Origin of the sequence: uncultured Senegalimassilia sp. (assembly GCF_934632265.1) — a bacterium.
Classification (GTDB): Bacteria; Actinomycetota; Coriobacteriia; order Coriobacteriales; family Eggerthellaceae; genus Senegalimassilia.
This window is the reverse complement of record NZ_CAKTYH010000078.1, coordinates 1-9,427: the sequence shown is the minus strand read 5'-3', so window position 1 is coordinate 9,427 and position 9,427 is coordinate 1. Positions and strand designations below refer to the sequence as shown.

General features: G+C 64.8%; 9 protein-coding genes. 7 read left to right on the top strand and 2 right to left on the bottom strand.

Features of this window, described 5'->3' with window-relative positions; genetic code table 11:
* Positions 1 to 107: 107 nt before the first annotated feature.
* Entirely contained in the window at positions 108 to 1,733 is a 1,626-nt protein-coding gene (gene sdaAA, locus Q0H50_RS06620; protein WP_294420728.1) for an L-serine ammonia-lyase, iron-sulfur-dependent, subunit alpha, read from the bottom strand.
* 438 nt (positions 1,734 to 2,171) lie between these two features.
* On the opposite strand from sdaAA, the gene Q0H50_RS06615 reads away from it, so the two are divergent.
* Entirely contained in the window at positions 2,172 to 3,110 is a 939-nt protein-coding gene (locus tag Q0H50_RS06615; protein ID WP_294420726.1) for a manganese-dependent inorganic pyrophosphatase, read from the top strand.
* 81 nt (positions 3,111 to 3,191) lie between these two features.
* Here the strand turns inward: Q0H50_RS06615 and Q0H50_RS06610 are convergent, their stop codons facing one another.
* A complete protein-coding gene (locus tag Q0H50_RS06610; protein ID WP_294420724.1) occupies positions 3,192 to 4,067 on the bottom strand; it encodes a LysR family transcriptional regulator in 876 nt (291 codons plus the stop codon).
* 138 nt (positions 4,068 to 4,205) lie between these two features.
* Between Q0H50_RS06610 and Q0H50_RS06605 the strand changes: the two genes are divergently transcribed.
* The 6 genes from Q0H50_RS06605 to Q0H50_RS06580 all read left to right on the top strand — a co-directional run.
* Entirely contained in the window at positions 4,206 to 4,544 is a 339-nt protein-coding gene (locus tag Q0H50_RS06605) for a hypothetical protein (RefSeq protein ID WP_294420722.1), read from the top strand.
* A gap of 155 nt (positions 4,545 to 4,699) precedes the next feature.
* Positions 4,700 to 5,812 carry a M20/M25/M40 family metallo-hydrolase gene (locus tag Q0H50_RS06600; protein WP_294420720.1) on the top strand — a complete coding sequence of 371 codons (1,113 nt, stop codon included), beginning with the start codon at positions 4,700 to 4,702 and terminating at the stop codon, positions 5,810 to 5,812.
* A 368-nt stretch (positions 5,813 to 6,180) separates the two neighbouring features.
* On the top strand, positions 6,181 to 6,552 hold the full coding sequence (gene rpsL / locus Q0H50_RS06595) for a 30S ribosomal protein S12 (protein WP_042433264.1): 372 nt from the start codon (positions 6,181 to 6,183) through the stop codon (positions 6,550 to 6,552).
* 120 nt (positions 6,553 to 6,672) lie between these two features.
* On the top strand, positions 6,673 to 7,143 hold the full coding sequence (rpsG, locus tag Q0H50_RS06590) for a 30S ribosomal protein S7 (RefSeq protein ID WP_042433267.1): 471 nt from the start codon (positions 6,673 to 6,675) through the stop codon (positions 7,141 to 7,143).
* A 13-nt stretch (positions 7,144 to 7,156) separates the two neighbouring features.
* On the top strand, positions 7,157 to 9,238 hold the full coding sequence (fusA, locus tag Q0H50_RS06585; RefSeq protein ID WP_294420718.1) for an elongation factor G: 2,082 nt from the start codon (positions 7,157 to 7,159) through the stop codon (positions 9,236 to 9,238).
* Between the two features lie 37 nt (positions 9,239 to 9,275).
* On the top strand, positions 9,276 to 9,427 hold a 152-nt coding region (locus Q0H50_RS06580; RefSeq protein WP_294420730.1), incomplete at its 3' end, for a 30S ribosomal protein S10.

Genomic DNA, 9,427 nt, shown 5'->3' with positions numbered 1-9,427 from the left:
CAAGCTACTCAGGGAAGGCCGACTATTGTCTCTTGACATCTCGATGGGCATATGAGGGGACGGAGGTGTGTTCACGCTTGGGTACGGAAAGCCGGCGCCGCAGCTCGCTATTTCCCGCACATGTGCGATTCGCACCAGGCGCATGCGTCGGGGGTTGCAGCCAGGCCGCCCAGGGCCGATTCGCGCAGCTCGAAGGGAAGGCTGCGGCCCACCTTGTACATGGCCTCAACCGTTTGGTCGAAGCCAACCAGGTTGCCGATGCCGGCAAGCGAGGTTTGGGCGCTCACCAGCGCCGTTGCCGCGCCTGAGGCGTTGCGCTTCTGACAGGGCACCTCCACCAGGCCCGCAACCGGGTCGCATACCAGGCCCATCATGTTGGTGAGCGCGTTGCCGGCGGCGTTGAGGCACTGCTCGGGCGTGCCGCCCTCAAGCTCCACGCATGCGGCAGCGGCCATCGCGGCGGCCGACCCGATCTCAGCCTGGCAGCCGCCCTCGGCGCCGGAGACCGTGGCGTTGCGGGTGATCAGGTAGCCCACGGCGGCCGCGCATGCCAGCGCACGTTGCAGCTGCTCGTCGGAATACCCCTTCGCCTTCTGAAGCGCCAGCAGCACGCCGGGGATCACGCCGGCCGAGCCGGCGGTGGGGGCCGCCACGATGCGGCCCATGGAGGCGTTGGTCTCCAGCACGGCCATGGCATAGGCGCAGGCGCTGGCGATGGGCTCGCCGAGCACGTCGGCGCCCGAGTCGCGCACCTTCGCGATGCGCTGCGCCTCTCCGCCCAAAAGCCCGCCCATGGATACGGCGGGCGCGTCGAGCGGCAGGAACGCGGCATCTTTCATGACGCGCAACGCGTAGGCAAGGTATGCGCCCGTGCCGTCGACGTGCCCGCCGGCCTGCTGCACAGCTGCCTCGCGGCGCAGGAACACCTCTGAGATGGCGGCCTTCTGCGCGGCGCAAAGCGCAAGCAGCTGGGTTCCGTTCGTGAAATCGAGCGCGCGCAGGCGCTCGAGCGCCGCTGCTTGCTCGGTTTCCCCGACGGTTGCCTGGGACTGGCCGAGCGCGGCTGCGGGGATGACGCGCACGCCGCGGATCAGGGGGTTTTCCAGGATGGTCGCCTGCGCATCGTCGTCGATGCGCTGGTCGGTTTCCAGCACGGTCCATGCCGTGTCGCCGCGCTGCTCGCGGTATAGGCGGGCCGTGGCGATGTTGACGCCGTGCGCCGAAAGGCTGGTGGCGATATGTGCGAGCACGCCCGGCAGGTCGCGTTGCTGCACCACGATCGAGTGGTTCTCGCCGGTGATGTAGACGTCCACCCCGTCGATCTTGCGGATGACGGCCGCGCCGCCGCCAATGCTTTCGCCTCGCACTTCCATGCGCCCGCCCTCGGCGGTGTCGATGACGATGTCGATGGTGTTGGGGTGCTCGAAGTCGTCGCAGTCGGGCAGGGGGGTGAACGTGAAGTCCAGCCCCGCCTCGCGGGCATGTGCGAAGGAGTTGCGGATGCGCAGATCGTCGGGCGCGAAGCCGAGCATGCCGGCGACTAGCGCCTTGTCGGTGCCGTGGCCGGTCAGCGTATGCGCGAAGCTGCCGAGCAGGCGGAACTCCACGTGCGCCGGCAGCTCGCCGGCAAGTTTGCGCGCCATGTACGCGATGCGCAGCGCGCCGGCGGTATGGCTGCTCGAAGGCCCCACCATCACCGGCCCGATGATATCGGTCAACCCAATCGTCTCCATGTTCGCTCCTTCGCGCATCGCCGCCGTTTCAGCCGGCGTTTCCGTTTCCGTACACTATACCGGCTTGCCGCCGGCGCGCGTAGCGGTTTACGCACGGTTAACGGTTCCAACACGTGGAGGAAACCGTGTTTGGAGCCGTGACCTCCGCATGGCGTCGGTTGTTGCCGTCGGGGCCGTGTCGGCGAAACGGGGCGGCGGATGCGCCTGGTTTCGCTTTCCGGCTCCTTTTCGCGCCGCATGGCGGCGGCCTTCGCTCCGTAGCGCTGCAGCCACCGCCCCCGTTTGCGCTCGGTTCGTGGCTGTTCGCTAGGGTTTTGGGCATGTTCGCCAAGCGAGGTTATAATAGTTGGTCGGCGTAGCGTCTTTTGCGAAAGCTGCACCGAAAAGGGTAGGACGATGAAGGGCCGGGCGTAACCCGGCTAGCGAAGGAGCGATCACATGGCGGCACCCATCCTGGTGTTCGGTCACAAGAACCCCGACAACGATGCCATCAGCGCAGCTGTTGGCTATGCGTACCTGAAAAACGAGCTGGCCAAGCGCGCCGGTTCCGACGCCGTCTACGAGGCGTGCCGTTTGGGCGGCCTTCCGCCGGAGACCGAGTGGATCCTAGGCGAAAACGGCATTGAGGCGCCGCGTCTGATCGAGTCCCTTTCCGAGCGCCAGCAGGTCATCCTCGTCGACCACAACGAGGCCCTGCAGTCCGCCGACGGCCTTGACGCCGCCGAGATCGTCGAGATCGTCGATCACCATCGCCTGGGCGGTCTGGTCACCGCGCAGCCGCTGCGTTTCAACGCCAAGCCCGTCGGCTCCACTGCCGCCATCGTGGCACGCGAGTTCGAGATCGAGGGCGTTGAGCTGCCGAAGGGCATCGCCGCGCTGCTGCTCGGCGCCATGCTCACCGACACCGTCATCATGAAGTCGCCCACCACCACCGACTTCGACCGCGACATCATCGCCCGCACGGCCGCTGCCGTGGGCGTCGACCCGGTCGAGTATGGCATGTCCATCTTCAAGCGCCGTTCCAACCCCGCCGAGCTGCCCGTCGACAAGCTGGTCAACGCCGACGCTAAGGAGTTCGAGCTGTCCAACGGCAACAAGGTTTACATCGGCCAGTACGAAACGGTCGACCTGCAGGCCGTGCTCGGCCGCGAGGCCGAGATCCGCGAGGCCATCAAGGGCCTGGTCGCGGACAAGGGCTACCAGTTCGTGCTGTTCTTCGCCACCGACATCCTGGCCGAGGGCAGCCAGTTCATTTGCGAAGGCGACACCGACTTCGTCAACCGCGCCTTCGATATCGACTGCACCGGCAAGTCCGTCTGGATGCCCGGCGTGCTCTCCCGCAAGAAGCAGGTGGCCGCGCCCATCCTGGCGCTGTAACCCCGCGTCAGCGAACGTCATCGCACAAGGAAGCCCCCGCGCAATGAGCTGTGCGAGGGCTTCTTCTCGTTTCAGGGCGCCTTACGCGCCCGTTTCTCCCATCTGCCTCCTTATGAACTCCAGCAGAAACGCGTGGAACTCGGCGGCTTTCTGGCCGAGCGGATGCTTTGCCGTCTCTACCACGATGTCGCGTTCGAACCCCGCATCCGCGATCGGCGCCAGCACCACATCCGACCCTTCCAACGCGCCCCAGCTGCGTTCGGGCCAATACCCCACGCCCAGCCCCAGCGCGATGAACTTGCGCACCACATCGGGGCTGTCCGACTCGAACACCACGTTCGGCGCGAACCCCGCCTTCAGGCACAGGTCGTCGCATACGCCGCGGAACCCGCGCGTTCCCGCCAGGCACACGAACGGCGCATCAGCGAAATCGGCCAGGCGAACCGACTCGCCCTTCGCCTGTTCCTTGGGGATGGCCAGGCATATGCGCTCGCGGAACACCTCGGACGTGCGCGCATCCGGCTTACCGGCGCCCCCGGAGGCCACCGTGCGTACCCGCACGTCCCAGCGGGCTTCGCTGTTGGCCTGGTTGATGACGAACGCGGCCTGCGGCACCGTCGCGCGAAACGCCGCGATGGCGTCGACGGTCATAGATGTGGCGGCCTCGACGTCGATGCGCACGGTGTTGCGCTCCTGGCCCTTCGCCTGTGCGATGGCCTGGGGAATCTCGTCGAACGCGGCGAGCAGCGGGGCCACCTTGCCTTCGAGCGCCTCTCCGCAGGGGGTCAGCCGTATGTTGCGCCCAACGCGCTCGAACAGCTTCGCATCCAGCTCGCCTTCAAGGCGCCGGATGGCTTGCGTCAGCGCCGGCTGCGCCACGCCAAGGCGCTTGGCCGAGTTCGTCATATGCTGGGTTTGCGCCACCTCGTGAAAATAGCGCAGCTGCAACAGCTCCATGCGCACCTCCTTCGCCTTCAATGTGACGATAACGCGCAGATTATCGAAAACGCTTAACCTATAACGTTGACAGTTTTACCATAACGACTCGCCGGGGGCGTGCGCCCGCGGCGAACCTGCAGAATACCACCAAGGGAGATGACGAAAATGGCGGAGGCGCTTGAGGCGGCCATGCTCATTTGCTTCGGGCTTTCGTGGCCTATGAACGCTTACAAGAACTTCAAAGCCCGCACGGCGGCGGGAACCAGCTGGCAGTTTATCCTGCTGATCACGCTCGGCTACGTTGCCGGCATCGCGGCGAAGTTCGTCTCCGGCACCATCAACTGGGTGCTCGCCGTGTACTTCATCAACGTCGTCTGCATCGCCGCCAACTGGGTTGTGTACTTCCGCAACTGCGCCATCGACCGCGAGCGCGATCGGCTGCGCAAAGAAGAGGACGCGCAGGACGCCATGGCGCAAGCGCGAGCCGCGCGATAACGACGCAGGCCCGCGCCGCGTGGTCGTTTCGAGCATTCCTTGCGTTGTCGCGGGTGCTGGCCTATATCTGTATATATGAACCGTTTCGGAAAGCCGCCTGAGCGCGGCTTTCCGCGTATCCCGGCGAACCGACATCCCGACCGAAAGGGGAACCCGTGAAGCCCGACCGTCTGCTCGACCTGTTCTGCGAACTTGCGCGCATCGAAAGCCCGTCGCGCCATGAGGCACCTATGGCGAAACGGTGCGAAGCTGAGCTGGAGGGGCTGGGGTTCACCGTCCGCTTCGATGACTCCGCCGAGCAGACCGGTTCCGACACGGGCAATCTCATCGCTTTCCGCGCCGGCAGCGTTCCTGGCGCCGTTGCGCTGTGCGGGCATATGGACACCGTGCGTCCCTGCAGCGGCATCGAACCCGTGGTGGCCGAGGGCGTGATCCGAAGCGCGGGTGACACCATCCTGTCGGCCGACGATAAGGCGGGCGTGGCGGCCATCTTCGAAGGGCTGCGCAGCCTCATCGAAGCGGGGGAGGTGCTTCCCGACGTGCACGTCATCTTGACCACGTGCGAGGAGATGCACCTGCTGGGCGCCGGCGCGCTTGATACGGCGTTCCTTCCGGAAGGCACGCCCTGCTACGTCCTGGATGCCGACGGCGATCCGGGCACCATCATCAACCAGGCGCCGTGCCACTGCACGTTCACTGCAACCTTCCGCGGAAAGTCGGCGCATGCCGGCGTGGAGCCCGAGCGCGGCATCTCGGCGCTTGCCATGGCGGCCCAGGCGGTCTGCCATATGCCCTTAGGGCGCATCTCCGCGCATACCACGTCCAATGTCGGCGTCATCGAGTGCGACGGCGCCACGAACGTGGTGCCCGGCACCTGCTGGCTGTCGGGCGAATGCCGCTCCACCTCGCTCGAGCGCGCCCGCGCAGAGCGTGCCGCCATGGACGAGGCCATGCGCGCCGCCGCGGCACAGGCCGGCGGCAGCGTGGACATCGAGTGGCGCACCGACTACCTGCCCATCTCCTACGCTGCCGATCACCCGGTGGTCGAAGGCGCCCTGCGCGCAGCGCGCGCGGCCGGCCTGCATCCCAACCTAGCCGCATCCGGCGGCGGCGCCGACGCCAACATCCTTGCGGGACGCGGCGTGTCGGCGATCACGCTTGCCACGGGCATGGCGAACTACCATTCCTGCGAGGAATACATCACCGTGGACAACCTCAACGGTTGCGCGCGCCTGGTCGAGCAGCTCGTGCTCGAGGCCCGAAAATAGCGCATCGGCACGCAAAACCGGTCATTTCGGCAGCAGGGAAGGGCTTAGGACTCGTTCAGCGCTATCGGCAAAACCAGCCCCCGCACCGTTTCGCAACTTTTGCAACAACTTTTCGCGAAATTGTGTGCAAAACGTGCATCGCGGAATCATAAAACGTTGCATGACCAGCCAAAACAGGGTAGAATAGCAATAGACACACCCGGATGCGTGGCGTTTGACAGCCCCTATACCCGGTGATAAAGTTCCAACTCGCGCTCCGAAAGGGGCAGGGTTTTCGCGTGCGTATCAGCTGAACGCACTTGGAAACCCGCGAGTAATGCGGCGGTGGTCTCGTACACCGCCGGAGGCAAATATAGAAGGAGAAGATTTTGCCTACCATCAACCAGCTGGTCCGCAAGGGCCGCAAGAAGTCGGTCGACAAGAAGAAGACGCCGGCTCTGAAGGGCAACCCGCAGAAGCGTGGCGTGTGCACCCGCGTGTACACCACCACCCCCAAGAAGCCGAACTCGGCTCTGCGTAAGGTCTGCCGTGTGCGCCTGGTCAACGGCATGGAGGTCACGGCCTACATCCCCGGCATCGGCCACAACCTGCAGGAGCACTCCATGGTGCTCATCCGCGGTGGTCGTGTTAAGGACCTCCCCGGTGTCCGCTACAAGGTCATCCGCGCCGCGCTGGACTGCGCCGCTGTGGACAACCGCAAGCAGGCCCGCAGCCGCTACGGTGCCAAGCGCCCGAAATAAGTAACCGCTAAGCCGCGCGGGTTGCATGAAAGCGCCTCTCCCGAAAGGGTCGGGAAGGCGGCAACCTAATGGGAAGGAGAAAGCTTCCCCGAAGCGCGCAGGAATCAGAAGGAGTTTTACATGCCGCGTCGTGCAGCAGCAGTCCGTCGTGAAGTTCAGCCGGACGCCGTCTACAACAACCGCCTTGTCACCCAGTTGATCAACAAGATCCTGCTGGACGGCAAGAAGTCCACCGCCGAGGGCATCGTCTACGGTGCTTTCGAGCTGGTCCAGGCCAAGACGGGCGAGGATCCGCTGGCTATCTTCAAGAAGGCCATGGACAACGTCCGCCCCACCCTCGAGGTCAAGCCGAAGCGTGTCGGCGGCGCCACCTACCAGGTGCCCATGGAGGTCAACTCCCGTCGCGCCACCACGCTGGCCATCCGCTGGATCGTGGACTTCTCCCGTAAGCGCAAGGAGCACACGATGAAGCAGCGCCTGGCCGCCGAGATCATGGACGCCGCCGAGAACACCGGCGCCTCCGTGAAGAAGCGCGAGGACCTGTACAAGATGGCCGAGTCCAACCGTGCGTTCTCGCACTACCGCTTCTAGGGCGTGACCTAACATGGCTAAAGCTAATGATCTGAAACTCACGCGTAACTTCGGCATCATGGCCCACATCGATGCCGGTAAGACCACCACTACCGAGCGTATCCTGTACTACACGGGCAAGACGCACAAGATCGGCGAGGTGCACGATGGCGCCGCTACCATGGACTGGATGGTCCAGGAGCAGGAGCGCGGCGTGACCATCACCGCTGCCGCCACCACGTGCTTCTGGAAGAAGGACGACGAGACGTACCGCTTCCAGATCATCGACACCCCCGGCCACGTGGACTTCACCGCCGAGGTCGAGCGCTCCCTGCGCGTCCTCGACGGCACCGTCGCCGTCTTCGACGCCGTTGCAGGCGTGCAGCCGCAGTCCGAGACCGTGTGGCGTCAGGCCGAGAACTACGGCGTGCCGCGCATCGCGTTCATCAACAAGTACGACCGCGTCGGCGCAGACTTCGAGCATGCTATCCAGACCATGAAGGATCGCCTGCATGCCAACGCCGTCGCCGCTCAGCTGCCCATGGGCGCCGAGGACAACTTCTGGGGCGTCATCGACCTGGTCACCATGACCGCTTGGGACTTCAAGGCCGACGACAAGGGCATGACCTACCCTGAGCCCATGGATGCCATCCCCGCAGAGTTCGCCGATGAGGCCGAGCTGGCTCACCAGGAGCTGGTCGAGGCTGCCGCCGACTGCGACGACGAGCTCATGGAGAAGGTCCTCATGGAGGAGGAGATCTCCGTCGAGGAGCTGAAGGCCGCTCTGCGCAAGGGCGTCATCACCTGCAAGATCAACCCCGTGTTCGTGGGCTCCGCCTACAAGAACAAGGGCGTTCAGGAGCTGCTCGACGCCGTCGTCGATTACCTGCCGGCCCCCGTCGACGTTCCCGCCATCAAGGGCACCACGCCCGGCACCGGCGAGGAGGACGAGCGTCCTTCCGACCCGAAGGCCCCGTTCAGCGCCCTGGCGTTCAAGATCATGACCGACCCGTTCGTGGGTAAGCTGACCTACCTGCGCGTGTACTCGGGCTCCCTGGACGCCGGTTCCTACGTGACCAACGCCACGAAGGACAAGAAGGAGCGCGTCGGCCGTCTGCTGCAGATGCACTCCAACCAGCGCGTCGACATCGACTCCTGCTCCGCTGGCGACATCGTCGCCGTCGTCGGCCTGAAGAACACCACCACCGGTGATACCCTGTGCGACGACAACGCTCCGATCATCCTGGAGTCCATGGAGTTCGCCGACCCGGTTATCGACATCGCCGTCGAGCCGAAGACCAAGGCCGACCAGACCAAGATGGAGATCGCCCTGCAGAAGCTGGCCGAGGAGGACCCGACGTTCCGCGTGTCCACCAACCATGAGACCGGCCAGACCATCATCGCCGGCATGGGCGAGCTGCACCTGGAGATCATCGTCGACCGCCTGATGCGCGAGTTCAAGGTCGAGGCTAACGTGGGCAAGCCGCAGGTTGCCTACCGCGAGCGTCCGGGCCACGAGGTCCTCTCCGCCGAGGGCAAGTTCGTCCGCCAGTCCGGCGGTCGCGGCCAGTACGGCCATGCGGTCATCAACATGTACCCGCAGGAGGCCGGCAAGGGCTACGAGTTCGAGAACAAGATCGTCGGCGGCGTCGTGCCGAAGGAATACATTCCTTCCATCGACAAGGGCGTTCTGGCCGGTTACCCCGTCGAGGACGTGCGCGTCGAGCTCATCGACGGTTCTTATCACGACGTCGACTCTTCGGAAGCTGCCTTCAAGGTTGCCGGTTCCATGGCCATCAAGGAAGCTCTGCGCAAGTCCGATCCGGTCATCCTCGAGCCCGTCATGGCCGTCGAGGTCGAGACCCCGGAGGAGTACACGGGCTTCGTCATGGGCGACATCCCGTCTCGCCGTGGCATGATCCAGGGCCAGGAGCAGCGCACCGGTTCCGTCGCCATCTCCGCGAAGGTGCCGCTGGGCATGATGTTCGGCTACGCAACCGATCTGCGTTCCGGTACGCAGGGTCGCGCAACCTACACCATGCAGTTCGACTCTTACGAGCCGGTTCCCAAGAACGTCGCTGCAGAGATTATCAGCAAGGCCGGCGGCAACGCTTAAGCGTTGAACGTCCGAAAGCTTAACGGAGGAAATGAAAGTGGCTAATCAGAAGATTCGCATCCGCCTCAAGGGATACGATCATGAGATCGTGGACCAGTCCACGAAGCTCATCGTCGATACCGCTCAGAAGACGGGTGCCAAGGTGTCCGGTCCCATCCCGCTGCCGACGGAGCGCAACCTGTTCACCGT

What these genes read in the sequence shown, in the direction of transcription:
- fusA (WP_294420718.1), top strand. Translation starts at nt 7,157, where the DNA reads ATGGCTAAAGCTAATGATCTGAAACTCACGCGTAACTTCGGCATCATG.
- sdaAA (WP_294420728.1), bottom strand. Translation starts at nt 1,733, where the DNA reads ATGGAGACGATTGGGTTGACCGATATCATCGGGCCGGTGATGGTGGGG.
- Q0H50_RS06605 (WP_294420722.1), top strand. Translation starts at nt 4,206, where the DNA reads ATGACGAAAATGGCGGAGGCGCTTGAGGCGGCCATGCTCATTTGCTTC.
- Q0H50_RS06610 (WP_294420724.1), bottom strand. Translation starts at nt 4,067, where the DNA reads ATGGAGCTGTTGCAGCTGCGCTATTTTCACGAGGTGGCGCAAACCCAG.
- rpsG (WP_042433267.1), top strand. Translation starts at nt 6,673, where the DNA reads ATGCCGCGTCGTGCAGCAGCAGTCCGTCGTGAAGTTCAGCCGGACGCC.
- Q0H50_RS06615 (WP_294420726.1), top strand. Translation starts at nt 2,172, where the DNA reads ATGGCGGCACCCATCCTGGTGTTCGGTCACAAGAACCCCGACAACGAT.